General features: G+C 44.0%; 10 protein-coding genes. 1 reads left to right on the forward strand and 9 read right to left on the reverse strand.

Annotated elements, in window-relative coordinates; genetic code table 11:
* Nucleotides 1-61 precede the first annotated feature (61 nt).
* A complete protein-coding gene (locus ABFW99_RS03375; RefSeq protein WP_349354530.1) occupies nt 62-517 on the forward strand; it encodes a dCTP deaminase in 456 nt (151 codons plus the stop codon).
* Here the strand turns inward: ABFW99_RS03375 and ABFW99_RS03380 are convergent.
* From ABFW99_RS03380 to ABFW99_RS03420, 9 genes are all read right to left on the reverse strand, one after another.
* Nucleotides 514-1,206 carry an ABC transporter ATP-binding protein gene (locus tag ABFW99_RS03380; RefSeq protein WP_349354531.1) on the reverse strand — a complete coding sequence of 231 codons (693 nt, stop codon included), beginning with the start codon at nt 1,204-1,206 and terminating at the stop codon, nt 514-516. The genes ABFW99_RS03375 and ABFW99_RS03380 overlap by 4 nt on opposite strands.
* Nucleotides 1,207-1,302: 96 nt before the next feature.
* The gene (locus tag ABFW99_RS03385) at nt 1,303-3,654 is read right to left on the reverse strand and encodes an ABC transporter permease (protein ID WP_349354532.1); all 2,352 of its coding nucleotides are present in this window, start codon (nt 3,652-3,654) and stop codon (nt 1,303-1,305) included.
* Between the two features lie 95 nt (nt 3,655-3,749).
* The gene (locus ABFW99_RS03390) at nt 3,750-6,215 is read right to left on the reverse strand and encodes an ABC transporter permease (RefSeq protein WP_440707423.1); all 2,466 of its coding nucleotides are present in this window, start codon (nt 6,213-6,215) and stop codon (nt 3,750-3,752) included.
* An 82-nt stretch (nt 6,216-6,297) separates the two neighbouring features.
* Nucleotides 6,298-8,730, reverse strand: a complete 2,433-nt coding sequence (locus tag ABFW99_RS03395) for an ABC transporter permease (protein WP_440707424.1) — start codon at nt 8,728-8,730, stop codon at nt 6,298-6,300.
* Between the two features lie 81 nt (nt 8,731-8,811).
* Nucleotides 8,812-11,265: an ABC transporter permease gene (locus ABFW99_RS03400; protein WP_349354535.1), complete on the reverse strand. Its 2,454-nt coding sequence runs from the start codon at nt 11,263-11,265 to the stop codon at nt 8,812-8,814.
* A gap of 98 nt (nt 11,266-11,363) precedes the next feature.
* A complete protein-coding gene (locus tag ABFW99_RS03405) occupies nt 11,364-13,781 on the reverse strand; it encodes an ABC transporter permease (protein ID WP_349354536.1) in 2,418 nt (805 codons plus the stop codon).
* Nucleotides 13,782-13,817: 36 nt separating this feature from the next.
* Nucleotides 13,818-16,220: an ABC transporter permease gene (locus ABFW99_RS03410; RefSeq protein ID WP_349354537.1), complete on the reverse strand. Its 2,403-nt coding sequence runs from the start codon at nt 16,218-16,220 to the stop codon at nt 13,818-13,820.
* 36 nt (nt 16,221-16,256) lie between these two features.
* The gene (locus ABFW99_RS03415; RefSeq protein ID WP_349354538.1) at nt 16,257-18,641 is read right to left on the reverse strand and encodes an ABC transporter permease; all 2,385 of its coding nucleotides are present in this window, start codon (nt 18,639-18,641) and stop codon (nt 16,257-16,259) included.
* 288 nt (nt 18,642-18,929) lie between these two features.
* Entirely contained in the window at nt 18,930-21,281 is a 2,352-nt protein-coding gene (locus ABFW99_RS03420) for an ABC transporter permease (protein ID WP_349354539.1), read from the reverse strand.
* Between the last annotated feature and the right edge of the window lie 38 nt (nt 21,282-21,319).

The following is a 21,319-nucleotide window of genomic DNA, read 5'->3' on the forward strand; positions in this document are numbered from 1 at the left end:
TGAAGTCGGTTGTGATGTGTTATAAACTTAAGTTAAACAGAAATAAAAGGGAGTACAGTTTATGAGTTTTTTAGCTTTTGATGAATTGAAGAAGAAGGTGGCTAACCTGATTCATGAAGATACGCAGCGCCACGGTCATCACCTGGACCTGACGGTGGCTGAAGTTCACAGAATAAACGGTGCCGGTTCGCTGGATTTCGGAGGCAGTGAGTTTAAGCCCGCCACTACAGAAAAGCTGAATACTGAGAAACAAAAAACAGACGATGAGTATGGATGGTGGAAATTACAACAGGGCCCGTATAAGATCATTTTTAATGAGAGCGTGGATTTAGAGGACGGATCCGCCGCATTGATATCTGCTCACCCTCATGTCCGGAAAGCCGGATTGATTTCCAATGCCTATGTGCTGTCTGATGATAGTTCTACAGAGCTTTCCCTGAACGTCACGGTTTCAGAAGCCGGCTGTAATATCAAAGAAAACGCCCGGATTGCAGAGTTAAGAATTATCAGCGACTAATTTTCTGCAGGCTGATTATAGGGGTCTTCTTTTACCAGGGCGCCGTCTTTCAGGTTGATGATCCGGTTGCCGTAAGCGGCCATTTTCTCGGAGTGGGTAACCTGTATAATAGTCACGCCTTCATCGTTCAGCTTTTTGAACATATCCATAATTTGCTCACTTTGTTCGGAATGAAGATTCCCGGTGGGCTCATCGGCCAAAAGCAGGTTTGGGCTTCCTATAATGGCGCGGGCAACTCCAACCACCTGCTGCTGTCCGCCCGAAAGCTGTGGCGGGAATAAATTTTTCTTCGCTACAATATTAAAGCGATCCAGTATATCAGCAACCATGGCTTTGCGCTGCTTGCTTTTCACTTTACGGTACAGCAAAGGCATTTCGATGTTTTCGTAAACGGTAAGCTCATCAATCAGGTGATAGGCCTGGAATACAAAACCGATATGGGATTTGTGGTATTCCGATTTTTTCTTCTCGCTGAGGTTGTGAACCGGTTCCCCCAGGAACGAATATTCGCCTTCTGAAGCATCATCCAAAAACCCAAGAATATTCAGCAGGGTAGATTTTCCGGCGCCGCTCGGCCCCATGATGGTAACAAATTCCCCTTCCTCAATATCGAGGTTAATCCCCTTCAGGATGAAAGTCCGCTGGAACCGTTTGTCGATGTATTTGTCTATGTTTCTTAGTTGGATCATGTTTTTTGTATTAAGCTATCAGCCGTCAGCGATCAGCTTTCAGTTTTATGGGTACCGTAAAACTGAAAGCTAAAGTCTGTAAGCTGACAGCTATTATTATTCACTTCTTAAACTTTCTACGGGTGGTGTTACTGAGGCTTTGATGGATTGCCAGCTCACCGTTAGCAGAGCAATTGCCAAAGCAGACATTCCGGCTATTATGAAAATCCTTGGACCAATTTGGATGCGATAGGCAAAGTCTGCCAGCCATTGATTCATGACATACCATGCAATAGGGATCGCCACAACAAGTGAAAGAGCCACCATTTTCAGAACTTCCATATTCAGCATTACAATAATTTGGCTTACATCGGCTCCCATCACTTTGCGAATACCGATTTCTTTAGTTCTTTGCCGGGTAGAATAGGCGGTAAGTCCAAATAATCCAAGACAGGCTATAAACAGCGCAAGCAAGGTAAGCCCGCCAAACACTTGTCCCAATTTTTGTTCCGCTCCGTACTGGCTATCCAAATCGTCGCTGAGGAAATAGTACCAGAAATGACTTCCCGGAGTAACGCTGTTCCACGTCTCCCTGATCTGGGAGAGTGTTCGCTCAGAACTGCCGGCACTCATTTTAATTACAGACATGTTTATGTCGTCACTAACATGTATGACAAGCGGTTCAACAGGGTTGTGAAGAGAAGCATAATTAAAGTCGTTGACCACTCCGATAACTTCTCCCTGTTTGGCAACTTCAAAGGAAGAACCATCTTCACTGAAATCATACCAGGATAATTCTTTTCCAACAGGGTTTTTCCAGCCAAAATAATTTACTGCAGCCTGGTTGATTACAAAAGCCCTGGAAGCATCAGTTGAAATGTCTTCATCAAAACTACGCCCCGTCACCATTTCCATTCCAAGGGTTTCCAGAAGGCCGGGGTTGACCTGAAGAGTACGCATGGTAGGCAGTGAATCGGGAGCCATTTCAGCCGTTTGGACAGGATAAAGAGGCAGACGCTGCCCGGGTACGTTATATGCTGCTGAAACCTGTTCTATTTCGGGCATCTTTTCCAGTTCTGCTTTCATAGCTTGATAATTTTCGGCGCCGGTGATGATGATCTTTTCATCGCTGAAGCCCAGGTCTTTATCTTGCATGAAATTGATCTGTGAATAAACGGTTAAAGCGGCCACAATCAAAAAGATGGAAATTACGAATTGAAAGACAACCAATCCTTTGCGAAGGGTTCCGCCTGATGAAGAAGATCTGGTGGTGTTCTTTAATACGCTAACGGGTTTAAAATTTGAAAGGAAAAATGCAGGATAACTGCCGGATAAGGTTCCAACTAACAGAGCTAGCGCTACAAAACCTGTAACAGCAATCCAGCTCTGCTGGTAAGGCATGGACAGTGGGTTTCCTGTAAAATTGCTGAAAAATGGCAGGCTGATTTCAACCAGAATTAAAGCCAGCGACAAGCCCATTAAACTTAGCATAATCGCTTCTCCTAAAAACTGGCCAATCAGCTGACTGCGCTGTGCCCCCAATGTTTTTCGCATACCTACTTCTTTCTTCCGCATGGTTGAATAGGCGGTAGATAAATTCATAAAGTTGATGCAGGCAACTATTAAAACAACGATTGCTATAGTTGCCAATATGAGCACATAGTTGAAATTTCCGGTAGCTGCGATGTCTTTTTCAGCTGATTCAAAATAGATGTCGTTCAGGGGCTGAAGTACAGGAGACGGGAAGTTTTCTTCGGTGTATTTGTTGAATGTAGAGGCTATTGCCGTTTCAACCTGAGAAGGTGATACATTTTCCGGAAGTAAGATGTAGGTATAGAACCCCGCCCAGTTCCAGTTCTCCATCATATTGCCCATATATGTTTCCAGTAGTTCGATTGGAACTAAAAACTCATAGCGGTGATGTGAATTTAAGGGGACGTCTTTAAACACACCGGTTACTTCCAGGTCACGTCCCCACATAGTCAGGGTTTTTCCCATGGGATTCCCGGCACCAAAATATTTCTGTGCCATAGATTCACTAATTACCATACGATTAGGAGAAGAAAGGGCAGTTTCCTTATTCCCGAGAATCAGCGGGTGAGTAAATACATTGAAGATATCAGGATCCGTAAAGGTGATATTTCTTTCCGCAAATTGTTTGTCTTCATAGGTGATATCTGAAGGGGATTTGATTGGCCAGAATCGCACAACATTCCGGGCAATTTCGGGGTAGTCATTATTGAGGGCAGGGGCCAAAGTAGGTGGCGTTGCTGCAACATCTCCATTCAATACACGGTAAATTCGTTCTGAATCAGCGTGGTAATCGTCATAGCTGAGCTCATAGTTTACCCACAGGCCAATGATGATACAGGCTGCAAGCCCTACTCCCAAACCAATGGTATTAATGAAGGTATAGGATTTATTTTTCGCCAAGTGACGAAATGCAATCTTGATGTAATTTCTAATCATAATATTTTATTGAGCAATCAGCTGTCAGCGATCAGCTTTCAGTTTTATGGGTATCGTAAAACTGAAAGCTGAAGTCTTTAAGCTGACAGCCATTATCATTCACTTCTTAAACTTTCGGTTGGGTTAATTAAGGTTGCTTTAACGGATTGATAACTCACCGTAAACCACGCAACGGTAAGGGTAAGCAACCCGGCTAACAGGAAAATGCCAAATCCTAACTCAATGCGATAGGCAAAATCTTGTAACCAGGTGCTCATGGCATACCAGGCAATCGGGGTTGCAATCACAAAGGCAATGGCTACCAATTTGGTAAATTCCTTGTTCACTAAAAAAACGATATTACCGGAAGAGGCTCCTAACACTTTTCGTACTCCAATCTCTTTTGTCCTGCGGATGACCATCAGCGAAGCAAGCCCGAACAGGCCAAGGCAGGCAATGATAATAGCCAGTACCGACCCTGTGGTTACGATCCGGCTGAGCCGGTGTTCTTCCCGGTACTGATTATCCAGTGATTGATCGACAAAGGTATAATCAAAAGGAACGCCCGGTGCCACTTGTGCCCAAACTTCTCTGATCTGACTCACCGTTTGAGATAAATTCCCTGTTGATAAGTTGAAAGAGTACCGAGGGTCAAAGGAGTTTGAAATACCGAGGTCGGAAATCCCGCTAAACAGAATATCAGCATTCATAACTAAAGCAAGCGGTTCTACCGGAGTATGCAACGACTCATAATGGAAATTTTCCACAACGCCGATCACCTCATGCTGATCGAAGTCGGGTCCCGGCAGGCGTTGGCCGATGGGATTTTCCCAGCCGAAATATTCAACAAGGGCTTCATTCACCATCATAGCCTGGCGTGCATCAGAGGGATTTTCATCAGAGAAATCTCGTCCTTCCGTTACTTTGATTCCGAGCGTTGAGATGAAGTCGGCATCCACAAAATTACCGTGAAAGTTTTTGGGTTGATCCTGATTATCTCTGAATCCCATCTGAAACCAGCCTCCGGTTTGTACAGGAGTAAAGGAAGAAGTTGTTATTGAAGTGATTTCAGAAGAAGCTTTCAATTCATTTATAAGTATTTGTTTCCTCCGGAAGCTTTGCTCAAATATATCAGCTGGAGAGCTTTGAGGGGTATTGCTGATACCGGATTCAAGCACCAAAACCTGGTCTTTCTGATATCCGAGATTTTTATTTTGAACATAATTCAGCTGCTGTTGGATAGTGATGGTTCCTATAATCAAAGCTATGGAAAGTGAGAACTGAAAGACGACCATCACTTTTTGGAAGCCCCCCTTTTCAGCAGACAGATTTAAACGACCTTTCAGGACTTCTATCGGGCGAAACCCGGAGAGTACAAGAGCGGGATAAATACCGGCCACCAGGCTCACAGCTAAAGCGGTAAGCAATAATACCCCCAGTGTTACGACTCCATAAGAGATGGAGAGCTCTGTTGCGGAAAGGTCATTGAAAAAGGGGAGGAGAAGCTCCGCAAAGGTAATGCCGATCAAGAAGGCAATAAGTGTCATCATCAAAGCTTCACCCCAAAACTGATACATCAGATGCTGGCGGATGGCCCCTATGGTTTTTCGAATACCTACCTCTTTAGCTCTTGAAGTAGATTTGCTGATTGAAAGGGTCATGAAATTCACGCAGGCAATCATCAGGATTAAAAAGGCGATGGCTGCAAGTATGTAAGAATAGACCGGATCGCTGACGCTGGCTTGTGCAGAAGGAAATTCGGTGTTGAGGTGAATATCGGGCAAAGGCTGGAGGCCTACTTTATAATCCTGATTTGTGAAGAAGTCCTCTCCAAACACACCCTTCATCATAGAATCAAACTTCTCATTAAGGTCGGCTGCGTTTGCTCCTTCCTGCAGCGTCAGGTAGGTGCTTCCAAAAATATTAAACCAGCTGTTTCGCCCGCGTTCGCTAATTAAAGTTTCCAGGTTTTGATCGGGCATCAGTATCCGGTAATCCAGGCTGGAATTGGACGGGGGATTTTCAATCACACCTGTTACGGTAAAATCTTTGTAGTCATCGGTCAGCCGGATAGACAATGTTTTCTGCAGTGGATCTTCATTTCCAAAAAAGCGATTCGCTGTTGCCTCGGAAATCACAATAGAGGATGGATTGATGAATAAATTCTGAGGGTCACCCTTCAGGATCCCGAAGTCAAAAATTTGGAAGAAATCCTTATTCACCACCAGGATGTTATCATCGAAGGGAGCCTGTGCATCGGGTGCTTTTATTAGGTTACTGAAGCTGAACATATAGGTCAGGTGTTCAACTTCCGGGATGTTGTCCTTCAGTGTAGGGCCTAAAATTACCGGAGTGGCCGTATTAAGGATTTCCCGGCCTTCAGGGGTGGTTTCATTAACCCAGGCACGGTACGTTCGATCGGCTTTGGAATGAAATTCATCATAGCTCCACTCATTCTGAACATACAAGGCGATAAGTATGCAGCAGGCAACACCCACAGCCAGCCCAAATATGTTTATAGATGAGTACACCTTATTCTTAAACAAGTTCCGAAACGCGATTTTAAAGTAGTTTTTCAGCATAATTTTAAGCTTTCAGCAATCAGCTAACAGCTCTCAGCCGCCTGACCTGACGGCTGAGAGCTGAAAAGTCTGACAGCTATTATTATTCATTTCTTAAACTGTTAACGGGATTCGTTAAAGCTGCTTTTACTGATTGCCAGCTTACGGTGACTAATGCAACTAACAAAGCCAGACTTCCTGCGAGTAGGAAAACCCCGATTTCTAGTTCGGTCTGGTACGCAAATTTTTCCAGCCAACGGTGAATAGCAAGCCAGGCTAGAGGTGTGGCTGCCACGATGGAAATTAGAATCAGTTTTACAAAATCCCGGGACAGTAATAACACAATTTCCTTAATACTGGCTCCCAGTACCTTTCTAATGCCAATTTCTTTACGGCGCTGGATGGCAATGATGCCGGCCAGTCCAAACAATCCTAAACAGGCTACAAAAATGGCAAAGAAGGAGCTGTAACTAACGATAGTAGCCCAGCGTTGTTCCACCCGGTAGAGGTTATGCATGTCCTCATCTAAAAAGCTGTACGAAAAAGGAACTTCACTGGTAATGGAAGCCCATGTTTCCCGGAGTTTAGCAACCGATTCACTCATTTTTTCCGGTGAGACACGAACAAAGATATTCAGAATCGGATCTTGCGGATTCATATACATGATAGCAGGTTGAACAGTGTGTTCCAGTGATTGGTAATTGAAGTCTTTGACTACGCCTATAATTACAGGGTTCGTCATCCAGCCCCAGTCGATGGGGAAAGTTTGTCCAATAGCGGATAAATCAAGGCCGTGTTGTTTAAGAAAAGTCTCATTTACAATAATGCTTTGGGTTGAATCAGAAGCAAGGTTGGGATCGAAATTACGTCCTGCAGCCAAATCCATTTTAAGTGTTTGGATGTAATTTGGTTCAACCCTGAAAACAGCAGATTCTTTTATTTCTCCTTCATACCTGTATCCTCTGCGCCATAATCCTGTAGCAAAAGAAACATTTGCACCGGTAATCTCTATAATATCTGTCTCCCCGGAGAGGGCATCACGATAGAGGTTCAGAGTGCGGTCTCCATCCAGTCCATTGGTAGGAATAATCACAACCTGCTCACCTGAGAAACCAAGGTTTTTATTCTGAATAAAATTCAGCTGTTTCGACATCACTAATGTAACTGCAATCAGGAAAATCGAGATGGCAAACTGGGTTATTATAAGCGACTTGGAAAAATTGTTTGAACCGCCAAACGTCAGCTTTTCTTTTATAGACTCAATAGGCCTGAATCCGGATAAATAAAGTGCGGGGTAACTTCCTGCAATCAGACCGGTAAATAAGAACACCCCCAAAAGCACGAGGAGCATCCGGCTGTTTTCAAACAATTGTGATAAAGAAAGGCTTTTTCCGGAGAACTCGTTGAAGACAGGTATCAGGAATTCAGCGAAAAGTATTCCTGCAACCAAAGCTAAAAATGTTACGGTAAGAGCTTCAGCCCAGAATTGTGTCATCAACTGATTCCTGAAAGCTCCCATGACCTTTCTGAGTCCTACTTCTTTGGCTCTTTTTGCCGAACGCCCAATGGATAAAATCATAAAATTAAAGCAGGCGATAAGAAGCACAGCCAGTGCAATTCCACCCAGTATGTAAGAGTAAACAGGAGAGCTCGGTTCGGAAAAAGCACCGGGAATTTCAGTATTTAAGTGAATATCGTAAAGGGGTTGGAGTTTGTACAAAATGGGAGGACCCTCAAAAGAATAGCGTCCTTCTTCGCGCATCTGGTTGAACATGCTACCCATATGTGTCATCATGAAATCCGGCATTTGCTGATGCAGTGTTTCATGATGGGCTCCTTCCTGCAGCTTCAGGTAGGTAATATTTCGGGTTGAATTCCAGCTATCGGCCACGCTCGAGTAGTTTTCAAACCTGTTCAGCACATCCTGTATGGGCAACAGAACACTAAACCTGATCGTGGAATTTGCCGGTATGTTTTCAGCGACTCCGGTAATGGTGAAATCAGAAAACTCTCCGTTTAAACGGATGGTGAGTGTCTCGCCAATAGGATTTACATCCCCAAAGTATTTGTTAGCGATCTCATCAGTTATAACCACCGAGCCGGGTGTTGCCAGTGCTAAAGAGGAATTACCATATTTTAGCGGAAAGGTAAAAATATCAAATACCTCCGGGTCAGTAAAAACAAAACCATCTTGCCCAAACAAGGAGCCACCGGATCTGATTACATTGGTGCCAAAAGGAATAAAGCGAACACTTTCTTCTACCTGAGGGAAGTCATCTTCCATTGCCTGAGCAGTGGGCATCGGCATATAGACGTCAGGGTTATAAGCAGATCCTTCTATCAAAGGCTGACGATACAGACGATAAATATCTTCCCCGTTTTTATGAAACCGGTCGTATGTCATTTCATCCTGAATGAACAGAATAACCAACACTGAAAAAGTAATACCGAGCGACAATCCCACAATATTAATAAGGGAATAGAGCTTATTCTTAAACAAGTTCCGAAATGCGATTTTGAAGTAGTTTTTTAGCATAATTTTAAGCTTTCAGCAATCAGCTAACAGCTCTCAGCCGCCTGACCTGACGGCTGAGAGCTGAAGTCTGACAGCTATTATTTATTCATTCCTCAAACTGTTAATGGGATTCGTTAAAGCTGCTTTTACTGATTGCCAGCTTACGGTTGCGATAGCAATACCGAGTGTGATTAATCCCGAAATCAGGAAAACAGAAATTCCCAAGTCAATTCGGTAAGTAAACTGTTGAAGCCACTGCTGCATTACCAGATATGCAATGGGTGCCGAGATGATAAAGCTGATGATAATCAGGGCCATATATTCTTTTGAAATCAGGCGAAGGACGGATACGATATCGGCTCCCAGTACTTTTCGGATACCGATTTCTTTGGCGCGTTTCTCAGCACTGAATGCCGAAAGGCCAAACAAACCCAGGCACGCTATCAGGATGGCGAGTACAGAGAAGGTGCTCATCAGGTTTTGTATTCTGCTCTCAGCGCGATACATGCGATCGAACTGCTGATCCAGGAACGCATAATTAAAAGGTTGTTCAGGGGCTTGTGCGGTCCACTCTGCTTCCAGAACGGCAAGTACTTCACTGACATCAACATCAGCAAAACGAAAGGCTATATTGCCCGACGAGCGCTGATTAAATAACCCCAGGGGAGATACATTTTCCCGCAGAGATTCGTAATTGAAATCCTTTACTACACCCACAATTTTAAAGGTTCTGGTTCTTGATTGGTCAATAGATCCATCCTCATGGTTCATGGCATAGGTGGAAATACTCTTGCCCACCGGATCTTCCAGCCCTAATCGCTGCACTGCTGTTTCATTGAGAATTACGGCTTGTCCATCCATTGATCGGTCTTCTGAAAAATTTCTTCCCTCAATTATTTCCATCTCAAGAGTGGGTACGTAGTGTTCGTCCACTTCCCAGGTTTGCAGGCTTACGGTATTATTCTGTGTGGGTGATGCACCTTCCGGCCAGTAGGCCAGGTCATTCAGAGAGTAGCCATCGACAGGGAAAAAACTGGAGATGGTAGCGGATTTGATAAATGAGCTTTTAAGCACTTCATCTTTGTAAGAATCAACGCCGTTGCTGCTGCCAATGGCATAGGCATCCTCCACAATAACCACCTGATCTTTTTCAAAACCAATGTTTTTATTCTGAATGAACCGGAGCTGGTTGTTTATGACAAGAAGCCCGGCAATAATTACGATGGAAATGGAAAATTGAAAAACAACCAAACCCTTCCTGAACAGGCCGTGCCCTTTTCGTTCCAGGTGGGTGCCTTTAAGTACTTTTACGGGTTGAAATGACGACAGCAATGCAGCAGGATAAGCCCCGGCAAGCAAGCCGGTGATGATAACGATACCCAGCATTCCCAGGCTTAAAGGGAGGTTAGTGAAATATTGTGAACTTATGGTCCTTCCGGCTATATCGCTGAAATAAGGCAGGGTAAGTTCAACGAATAAAAGGGCAACAATTAAACCGAGAAAACTGAGCAGAAGAGACTCCATTAAAAACTGCCGGGCAAGGGTTGATCGGTCTGAGCCAAGACTTTTTCGAACGCCTACTTCTTTGGCACGTTTTGCTGATCGGGCGGTGGAAAGGTTCATGAAGTTAATGCAGGCAAGCAACAGGATAAAAACGGCTAATCCGGAAAAAATATAGACATACGTAATGCTTCCGTTTGCCTTAAATTCTCCGGTGAGGCTGGAATGAAGGTGGATGTCTTCCAGGGGCTGTAATCTGTAATCGGCACGGTTTCCGGCTTCTTCAAATTCCTTCATCGTAATACCCATAAACTGAAGCAGTTGAGGCTCTATGTATGTTTTCTTGATATACTCGAAGTTCTCTTCAAACGCTTTAGGATCAGTATTCTCGCGAAGCAGCAGGTAGGTTCTGAAGTTATTGCTCAGCCATACGTTATTATTGGCCTCATCGATGGTTGCCATCGAAATCAAAAAGTTGAAGTGAAAATGAGAGGTGTTGGGCATGGTTTCATACACACCGGTTATTTCCATATCAAAATCATCCTGTATGGTAATGGTCTCACCCACTACATCGGCACGACCAAAATACTTCCGGGCCATTTCTTCACTGATGGCAACCGTTTGTGGTTGTGTTAAAGCGCAATCCGGTTCACCGTATAAAAAAGGGATGGTAAATACATCAAAAACGGAAGAGTCGGCAAACACAAAGCCATGTTCCCGATAATTTTTTCCTTCTTTTTTGATTAAATAAGAACCCCGGGGTCTGAGTCGGGTCATCGCTTCCACTTCCGGATATAATTCCTTTAATGTAGGTCCCATAGGCGCAGAAGTAGAGGCGAGTTCAATAAAGTTGCCGCCGAAGTCGATATGAGAGGTAACCCGGTAAGTTCGGTCTGAGTCTGAATGGTGCTTATCATACGATAGCTCATGCGATACATACAGCAAGATCACAATACAGGTTGCCAGTCCGACAGCCAACCCCAGAATATTGATTGAGGAATAGACTTTGTTCTTAAACAAATTCCGAAATGCGATTTTGAAGTAGTTTCCAAGCATGATGTTTTGTTTTGAGCGTTCAGCCGTCAGCGATCAGCTTTCAGTTTTTTTCGACCTCGTAAAACTGAAAGCTGAAGTCTGATAGCTGTCAGCTATTTTCATTCACTTCTTAAACTTTTTACAGGATTCTTTAGAGCCGCCTTAATAGATTGTACACCAATAGTAAACCACGAGACGATCAACACTGCTATTCCACAAAGAATAAATATTGAGGGTGAAACGGGAGTCTGGTCGGTAAAATTGGTAAGCCAGCGGTTCATAAAAATATAAACCGGAGGCAGCGCAAGTACTTGAGCGATGATAATTAAAAGGGTGAAATCTTTTCCAAGAAGCATCACAATGTCACTTACTCTTGCTCCCAGCACTTTCCGTATGCCAATTTCCTTTACCCTTTGCTGGATGCTGTAGGAAGCTAAACCCAATAATCCGAGGCAGGCAATCAGAATGGCAATAAAAGCAAAGGTTTTGAATATGCCACTGAGTTTCTCTTCTGAGCGGTACATGCTGTCAAAAGTGGCATCAAGGAAAAAGTATTCAAAAGGTCTGTCAGGATTAAATAGATTCCACTCCTCTTCAATACTTGCTGTAATATCCATGACATTATCAGAGGCCAGTTTCACAGAAAGATAATCATGATAAAAAGTCTGCTTAAATACGTGGATAACCACTGGATCTATACTGTTGTGAAGAGAGTTGTACTGAAAGTCTTCCACAACGCCGATTACTTTCCCCGTCTTTTGCACCAAACTGGTCACATAAAAGCTGAGGGTTAATTCTTTATCCAGAGGGTCAGCAGTCCAGCCAAGCCTTTTCGCAGCTGTTTCATTTATGATGAAGGCCTGATCTTCGTCTGTAGAGAAATCTTTGGAAAAATTGCGGCCGTGGATCAGGTTTAAGCCAAGCGTTTGCACATAATCGTGATCTACAGTAAGAGTTTGCATCACTGTTGAGTCGGCAGGATTATCTCCGGGGGTTACCATAAAACCATGGATGCCTGACTTTATACCGGGCAAACCGGATGCAGCCGAAGCAGACTGAACTCCCGGAATTCGTTCAATTTCTCCCTTCAAGGTAGATACATTAAACTGATTGGCCGTTTCACGGATGGGCATAATCAAGACCTGCTCTTTTTCGAATCCCAGCTTTTTATTTTGGATGTAGTCAAGTTGTTGGGTGATGATGACAGTAGCAAAAATCAGTGCCGTTGAGATACAAAACTGAAACGCCACCAGCCCTTTTCGGAAAGAGGTGATAGAAGACTTCTCTGCTATGCGTTCTCCTTTTAGCGTTTGTATGGGCTTGAATGAGGACAGGTAAAATGCGGGATAACTTCCGGCCAGAACACCAATCCCAATTACCACACCGGATATGGCCAGGATAATTTCGCGGGAACCCAGGTATGAAAGAGAAAGCTGATAGCCGGTTAAATCATTGAAGAAAGGGAATATTGCTTCAACGAAAATCAGAGCAAGGCCAAAACCGAGGAAGGTCATGATAATGGCTTCACCTAAAAACTGTCCAATAAGTTGCCCGCGCTGAGCTCCCATAGTTTTTCGCATTCCTACTTCCATGCCTCTTTTTGCAGAGCGTGCAGTAGCAAGGTTCATAAAGTTTATACAAGCTATAATCAGGATGAACACGCCGACTCCGATAAATATGTAGATATACGTAATATCGAAATTGGCAGACAATTCATTTTGCAGGTTTGAATACAAGTGAATTTCAGAGATAGGCTGTAACCCAAAGCTGGCAGATTCGGCATAATCATCGCCATAATATTTTTCCTCAAAAGCCGGGAACTGCGACACCAAAACGGGTACAGCTTCAGGGTTGCTAAGCTGAACGTAGGTGTACATCGGAGGGTGGTACTTAGAGCTGTATTCCCAAGGGCGGAGGTGTTTCAGGCTTTCATAAGAAATGAGATAATCATATTGGATATGAGAATTGCTGGGTGGGTTTTCCGTGACTCCGGTAATTTCAAAATCGAAAGTATTTCTTGAGTCTTTGAGCCTGAGAGACTGTCCTACCGGATTCGTATCACCGAAGAATTTAGCAGCACTACTTTCAGTAATCACCATGGCCAGGGGCTGGTCAAGAGCGGTTGCCGGGTTTCCTTTCACAAAGTTGAACGAGAACATTTCAAAGAAAGTAGAATCGGCAAAAACGATACCATCTTCCTGATAGCTGGTATTGCCGGGTCCTGTAATTAGTCCGGAACTTGGGTATATATGGGTGATTTTATCAATAGAGGGAAATTCATTTCCCAAAACATGAGCAATGGCCGGATAAGTAGTCGCGTAGGTATCAGTAGAACCATCAGCCTGTACACTTTCCGTTACCCGATAAAGCTTATCATAGTTTGTATGAAATTTATCATAAGAAAGCTCATGCATCACATATACGGCAATCAACAGTACACAAGCCAGCCCAACCGCCAATCCAAGAATGTTTACGACCGAATAAAGTCTGTCTTTAAACAGGTTCCTCAGCGCAATTTTAAAGTAGTTTTTTAGCATGATGTTTTATTTTGAGCGTTCAGCCGTCAGCTATTCTCATTCACTTCTTAAACTTTTTACAGGGTTGGCCACCGAAGCTTTTACAGACTGGGAGCTAACAGTCAGTAAACTGATAATAAAGACCCCCAGTCCGGCAAAAACGAAAATTCCTATTCCAAGATCAGTGCGATAAGCAAAGTTCTCAAGCCAGTTGTTTACTAAAATCCAGCTGACGGGAATTGCCATCAAAAAGGCGATAACCACCAGCTTCATAAAGTCGGTAGTTAAGAGCACAAGAATTTGGGGGGTGGTGGCTCCCAGTGTTTTTCGGATTCCGATTTCCTTTATTCGCCGTTGAGTACTGAACAAAGCCAGGCCAAAGAGGCCAAGGCAAGCGATAAAGATGGTCACTCCACCTCCGATGGCAAATAGCCTCCCTGCACGCACATCCGTCAGATACATTTGTTCAATCTGTTGTTCCAGAAAGTGGTATTCCATTGCTGATGCAGGGTCAAACTGGCCGTGAATCTCTTTTAGCCCTTGTAAAGTTGTTGGTACATCCACATTGGCAGCCAGTTTTACAGAAAAGTAATCGATTGATCGAACCGGATTGGCCCAGTATCCAATTAATAACGGTGCTACTTGTTGATGGAGTGATTGGTAATTAAAGTCTTTAACCACACCTACTACCCGTACAGGTTCGCTAACACCAGATAGCCGTAAGGTTTTACCCAGGGGGGCATCCAAATTCAGAGCAGTGACAGCGGTTTCGTTAAGCAAAACAGTGAGGGAATCGGTTAACTTATTGCCGGTGAAGTTTCTGCCGGAACTCAAATCGATGTTGTAGAGCTGCAACATATCCTCATCGAAACTCATGAAGAATGTCTGAACAGAATCTGCCATGCCGGCTTCTCCGGACCGGGCAAAGGTTTGTGTGATATTCTTCCATTCACCCGGTACCCGGGAGGAAACCGCGACATCTTGCACGCCGGGAAGCTTTGCCATCTCCTGCTTTATGGCATCAAAACGAGCTCGGGTATTTCCACTGTTGATATCAACAACGAGCATCCGATCTTCCTCAAAGCCAATGTCAGCCGTCCGGATGTAGTCAATTTGTTGGTAGGCAGCCAGTGTTCCTATTATCAAAATGATCGACAAGCTGAACTGTGTAATGACCAGCGCTTTACGGAGTGTCAGGCTTGTCCCTTTTATATCGGAATTGGATTTTAACACCCGGATGGGTTTGATTAATGCCAGGTAGAACGCCGGGTAGCTGCCGGAGGAGATTCCAAGAAGCAAGCCTATGCCAAGCAATACCATTGCAATATATCCGAACGAATCAGTGTTAATGTTAAAGCTTTTTCCTGTAAGCTGATTGAAGTAGGGAAGCAACAGTTCAATTAAAAAGTAAGACCCTAAACAAGCCAGCAGGGCAATAACAATTGATTCTGACAAGAACTGACCGATAAGCTGTCTCTTTTCCGCTCCCGCAGCCTTCCTTATACCGATTTCTTTGCCACGCTGCACAGATAGTGCGGTTGCAAGGTTCATATAATTAATGCCTGCGATGAGCAATAAGAAAACGCCAATTGCTGAGAACACATAGATATAGAAAATGTTACCGTGAGCTTGCTCGATACCGAACTCAATATTCTGAGAGTTGAAATAAATGTCGGTAATAGGCTGCAGGTAGAAATTACGGGCATTCTCGTTGGTGGCCTGCTGGTTTTGAATAAAATTATCCAGCTTTGTTTCTAAGGTCTCCAAATTCACGGACTCTTCCAGCAACAGGTAGGTGTAGGCACCATAATTGTTCCAATTTGTGAGATATTCCTCCATGTCGGTATTCGAATTTCTTCTCGAGAAAAGTAAATCAAACTGAAGGTGAGAGTTATCCGGAACATTCTTTATCACGGCGGTTATAGTATTATCACCCAAATTACTGAAGGTCAGTACTTCACCAACAGGGTTTTGACTTCCGAAAAGCTGCTGTGCTTTTTTCTCTGAAATCACGACTGTGTTAGGCTCAGACAAGGGGTTGCTTTTGTCTCCTTTCACTATTTCAAAATCAAATACCTCAATAAAATCAGGATCGGTCATCAGCCAATTACGCTCAGAGATGGCCTCTCCTTTCCACTCCATATCTACATGCCCCACAGGCTGATATACTCTAACCATCTTTTCAATTTCAGGGAAGCTTTCTTTCAATGTTGAGCCAAGTACCGGGGCGGTCTGTCCATAGTACCGGGTTCTCTGATCCTGACTATCATCGATTTCGACAATGCGATAGATCCGCTCCGATTGTTCATGAAGAGAGTCGTAACCAAGCTCACTATCAACATATAAATACAGCAGTGTAGCTCCGGTAATACCTACGGTAAGTCCCAGAATGCTGATGATTCCAAAAACTTTGTTTCGGTGTAGGTTTCGAATGGCAATTTTGAAATAGTTTTTTAGCATGATGTTTTATTTTGAGCGTTCAGCTGACAGCAATTTTCATTCACTTCTTAAACTTTTTACAGGGTTCGCGAGTGCTGCTTTTATTGTTTGATATGAAATAGTGCTTATAGCGATTACAAGAGAAACGAAACCGGCCAGCAGGAACACCCACCACGGGATAGGGACGCGGTAGGCAAATTCCTGCAGCCAGTTTTGAATTGCGAAATAACAGATGGGGATGCTGATCAGGAAAGCAATTCCAACCATCAGCGAAAATTCCGAAGAAAGCAACCAGGTAATTTGTGAGGCTTTCGCTCCTAATATTTTTCTAACTCCAATTTCCTTGCTGCGACGCTGGATCATGTACGTGATCAGTCCATATAAACCCATACATGCCACTAAAATGGTCAAAATGGTGAATACGGTTAGAAGTCTTAAAAAGCGCTGGTCAGTCTGATACAACTGATTAAGGTGCTCATCCAGGAAGATGAAGCTAAAGGGAAAGTCAGGGACTACGCTTTTCCAGCTTTCCTGTAATGAGGCAACGGACTGAGACAGGTTTCCGGGTTGTAATCGGACGAATACCTTTTCCATATTGGTGGGCGGAATGTACATGACCAACGGCTGAATTTGCCGGTGTAAGGAAGCAAAGTGGAAATCCTCGGCAACACCAATAACATATCCGTCCATAATATCACTTACTCTCAACTCTTTGCCAATCGGATTATCCCAACCCAACGCCCTGGCTGCTGATTGGTTGATTACAATTCCATCGGCAGAATCGGTGGCAAAAGAAGGGGCGAAGGAACGCCCTTCATCCATACGGATACCCATGGTTTCGAAATAATCGAAATGCACTCCATAGATATTCATCGGATACCCTTCCGGGTCGTCTCCGGCCGGGTAAACGGGAACCGTTCCGTTTCTTCCATCCAGTAAACCACCTCCCAAACTGGCGTTTACTACATGCCGGTTTTGCAGCAATTCATTTTTGATGGTTGGGAACCGGCGGGTCAGTTCTTCTCCATTCATATGCAACACAATCACCTGCTCTTCATTAAAGCCCAGATCTTTTGATTGAATAAATTGAATTTGGTTTCGGATGATTAAACTTCCCGCAATAAGTACAATGGCAATTATAAACTGCCCGACCACTAATACCTTACGGACGGAAAAAACAGAACTACCCGATTCTGCCGACCCTTTCAGAGCTTTGGAAGGCCGGAAGTTTGAAAGCATGAAGGAGGGGTAAAATCCCGCAAGTACACCAACAACTACTGAAAGCAATAGAAATACCGGAACCAGGTACAGATAGCCAGAGGCTTCCAGCTTCAGTTCCATACCTAATAGGGAAGAGGCAGTTTGAACTACGGGCTCGAGAAATAACAAGGCTATACAAATGCTTAACAGGGTCAGAAGTATCGACTCAAATATAAATTGTCCCATCAGCGAGCTTCGTTTTGCCCCCAGGGTTTTACGTACGCCTACTTCTTTACTTCTTCGCATAGCCTGAGCGGTGGAGAGGTTCATATAATTAAAGCAGGCAATTACCAGTAAAAAGAGGGCGATGGCTGACAGGCCGAATATATAGCCCCGGTTGCCTACCCGCATGACTTCTGAAGCATTTCTTAGGTCTGAAGCAAGGTAGATCTCATCGAGAGGTTGCAGGTGTAAGATCCGGTTTGCTCCCACATCTTCCCCCATGTGGGTAATAAGGAAATCGTTGAAATGAGCAGCTACTTGATCAGGGTCGGCTTGTTCAGATAATTTCACATAGGTATAGAAGGAAACCCACCCCCAGCTTTCGAGGGTGACGGGGTAACCACGTGGAACTTCGAAAGTGTCGAACGAGATGATAAAGTCAAAATTCAGGTGGGTATTTGACGGGATCTCCTCAAACACGCCGGTGACCGTCAACGGAATTTGGTTATCCAGATATAATGATTTACCCAGAGGATTTTCATCCCCAAAATACTTTTGAGCCATCGGTGCGGTAATAACCACAGAATTGATTTCTTTAAGGGCTGTAGCCGGATTTCCTTTGGCCAGCGGAAATTCGAAGATGCTGAACAGGGAAGAGTCGGCATAGGCTACATTGTATTCGTAAAACTGACGGTTTTTATAACTGAGAATGTTGGAGTCAGGGAATCGAAACCGCACCGCTTGTTCTATCTCCGGAAAACTCTCGACCAGAGCAGGACCCATGGGAGGCGAAGTAGTGGCAAAGTGCCGGGCACCGGGTCGGTTTATTTCCTGGAAGGTAAGCCGATAAATTTGGTCCGCATTGGTATGGAAATTATCTACACTCAGCTCAGCCCGGACAAACAAAAAAATTACTATGCAGCAAAGCAGAGCTACGCTCAACCCGAATATGTTGATGATCGAGTTTTCTTTATTTCGATAGAAATTTCGGAAAGCTATTTTAAAATAATTCTTCAACATGGTGTAAAGTGTTAATGTGGGAACGTATTTATGTGTTTGTACACGTTCACACGCAAACACTTAAACAAGTTCACAACTCATTATACACTTGATATTCAACTATCGTACCAAACTTTGAAAAGCACTCTAAAATAGCGTTAAAGGCTTTTTGCTGGTTAATACCTGTTCACTTCCCAACACCGGGTGTACGGTTATGGACAGTAGGGTGACCCGACAGCTATCAGACTTCAGCGTTCAGTTTAAACCTATCGGGAATAACCTGAACGCTGATAGCTGTCGGCTGATAACTTATTCACTTTTCAGACTCTGAACCGGATTCACCAGTGCTGCTTTAATAGATTGCCAGCTTACCGTGAGCCAGGCAATTAGGACCGCCAGGAAGCCGGATGCAGCAAATATCCACCAATTCAGGCCGGGGTTATAGGCAAAATCGGAAAGCCATTGGTCCATCATCCACCATGAAATGGGTAAGGCAATTACAATGGCAATCAGTACGAGTTTGGTGAAGTCTTTGGTAAGATGAAGGACAAGGTTTTGAACCGAAGCACCCAGAACTTTTCGTACACCGATTTCTTTAGCGCGCTGCTCAGCGGTGAATGCTGAAAGGCCAAATAATCCCAGGCAGGAGATGATAATGGCAAAAATGGAAAAGTATTTAGCAAGGTCGCCAATTCGCTGTTCTCCCCGGTATAAGGCCGCATATTGCTCGTCCATGAATTCATAAGCAAATGGATAAGTAGGATTGAATTCTTTGTATTTGGTTTCGATTTGTGCCAGCGTTTCCCGGATATTATCTGACTCAACCCGTACATAGGCCGCCCAGCCAAAGTCGGTAAGCCGGAAGAAAAGCGGCTCCACTTCATACCGCAGATTCTGGAAATGGAAGTCTCTAACAAGACCGATGATCTCGGTGTCTTCTTCCCATAATTGAATAACCTGCCCAACAGGATTCTCAAGACCCATAACATTGGCCGCTGTTTCATTAATCACAATGCGGGCCGTGTCTGCGCCAAATTCTTCTGAATGAGAGCGGCCTGCGATTAGCTCAAAACCCATAGTTTCGATGAGTCCGAAATCTGCACTTACATTTTCGAATAAAATATGGGTGTCGGGTAGTTTGCCGGGCCACTCCAAACCGGAGGTGTTTGAATTTCTTCCCATAAACGACGAACTGGAACGCGAAGCGTTAACAACTCCGGGTATATCTTTAACCTGAGCTTTAAACGTATCCCACTTATCGTAGATATCACCTTCAACAGGAAAGGTGATAAGGTTTTCCTTTTTGTAGCCGAGGTTTTTGGTTTGGGTAAACTGAATTTGCTGGTACACCACAATGGTAGAAATAATCAGGATAACGGATAAAGAAAACTGAAATACTACCAATCCTTTTCGGGCAAAGGCTTCGCTGCCTGAAATTTTCAGATTGCCTTTTAAAGTTTTGACAGCTTCAAAAGAAGAGAGATAAAAAGCCGGATAGCTCCCGGCGATAAAACCGGTTACAAGGGCAGTTCCAAGAAATATCAGAAGCAGGGTTGGGTCGGAGTAGGTAATGTCGATGGCTTTATCAGTAAGGTCATTGAATATGGGTAGGCTCAATTCAACCAAAAAGACTGAAACCAACAGCGAGAAAAACGTGATGATCATAGATTCCCCGATAAACTGCCCGATCAATGAGCCCTGACTTGCACCAATGGATTTTCTGATACCTACTTCTTTGGCCCTTTTAGTGGCTTTAGCAGTACTCAGGTTCATAAAATTGATACAGGCAATCAACAGGATAAAAATGGCAACGATGGTAAATAATCTTACATAATCGATTCTCCCTCCCGTTTGTGCGCCGTCCTCAAATTGTCCGTACAGGTACAGATCAGCAAAGGGAAAAACGAAGAGATCCACATTCGAGTCGTCTTCATCTTTTTGTTTTATGAAGTCTTTTATCTTCGAATTTAAAGCGGCGACATCCACACCCGGATATAGCTTAGCAATAGTTCTGGGTCCGTTATTACCCCATCGGGTAGCCCATTCATTATTTTGGAGCCAGTCTTCGAAAGGAAGCACATAGCTGAACTGGAATGATGAATTTTCCGGGAGTTTCTCGAATACACCTGTTATGGTGTGGACTTCCGTACCATTGATGGTTATGGATTCACCGACCGGGTTTTCTGTATTAAAGTATTTTTCCGCCAGCTCTTTGGAAATGGCTACGCTCTTAGGGCTATTGATCAGTTCATCCTTATTCCCATGTAATACATTGATGTTGAGGATATGGAAGAAGTCGGGCCGGGCGTAAAGTCCGGTTTCTTTTAGTGATTTTTCCCCTTTGGTAAACAGGTATTCAATATTCCAGGTATAGGTGGCTACATGCTCAAATTCAGGTACTTCCTCTTTCAGGGCGGGTGCCAAAATTCCCGGAGTGGAATGGGTAGTCATGATATCGCCGGAATACCGCTGGTGCTCCATCACCTGGTACATCCGGTCTGTATCGGCGTGAAAGCGATCATAATTCAGCTCATCAAGAACCCAGAGAAGAATCAGGATGCTACAAGCCATCCCAATGGATAAGCCTATGACGTTTATGAGGAAAGAACTTTTATGACGTTTGAAACTCCGAAAAGCAGTTTTTAAATAATTTTTGAACATGGTCAGACCCGGGTTATTAGTTACGGATGTTACACGAT

This window comes from Gracilimonas sp. BCB1 (assembly GCF_040117685.2).
Classification (GTDB): domain Bacteria; phylum Bacteroidota; class Rhodothermia; order Balneolales; family Balneolaceae; genus Gracilimonas.

What these genes read in the sequence shown, in the direction of transcription:
- ABFW99_RS03375 (WP_349354530.1), top strand. Translation starts at nt 62, where the DNA reads ATGAGTTTTTTAGCTTTTGATGAATTGAAGAAGAAGGTGGCTAACCTG.
- ABFW99_RS03380 (WP_349354531.1), bottom strand. Translation starts at nt 1,206, where the DNA reads ATGATCCAACTAAGAAACATAGACAAATACATCGACAAACGGTTCCAG.
- ABFW99_RS03385 (WP_349354532.1), bottom strand. Translation starts at nt 3,654, where the DNA reads ATGATTAGAAATTACATCAAGATTGCATTTCGTCACTTGGCGAAAAAT.
- ABFW99_RS03390 (WP_440707423.1), bottom strand. Translation starts at nt 6,215, where the DNA reads ATGCTGAAAAACTACTTTAAAATCGCGTTTCGGAACTTGTTTAAGAAT.
- ABFW99_RS03395 (WP_440707424.1), bottom strand. Translation starts at nt 8,730, where the DNA reads ATGCTAAAAAACTACTTCAAAATCGCATTTCGGAACTTGTTTAAGAAT.
- ABFW99_RS03400 (WP_349354535.1), bottom strand. Translation starts at nt 11,265, where the DNA reads ATGCTTGGAAACTACTTCAAAATCGCATTTCGGAATTTGTTTAAGAAC.
- ABFW99_RS03405 (WP_349354536.1), bottom strand. Translation starts at nt 13,781, where the DNA reads ATGCTAAAAAACTACTTTAAAATTGCGCTGAGGAACCTGTTTAAAGAC.
- ABFW99_RS03410 (WP_349354537.1), bottom strand. Translation starts at nt 16,220, where the DNA reads ATGCTAAAAAACTATTTCAAAATTGCCATTCGAAACCTACACCGAAAC.
- ABFW99_RS03415 (WP_349354538.1), bottom strand. Translation starts at nt 18,641, where the DNA reads ATGTTGAAGAATTATTTTAAAATAGCTTTCCGAAATTTCTATCGAAAT.
- ABFW99_RS03420 (WP_349354539.1), bottom strand. Translation starts at nt 21,281, where the DNA reads ATGTTCAAAAATTATTTAAAAACTGCTTTTCGGAGTTTCAAACGTCAT.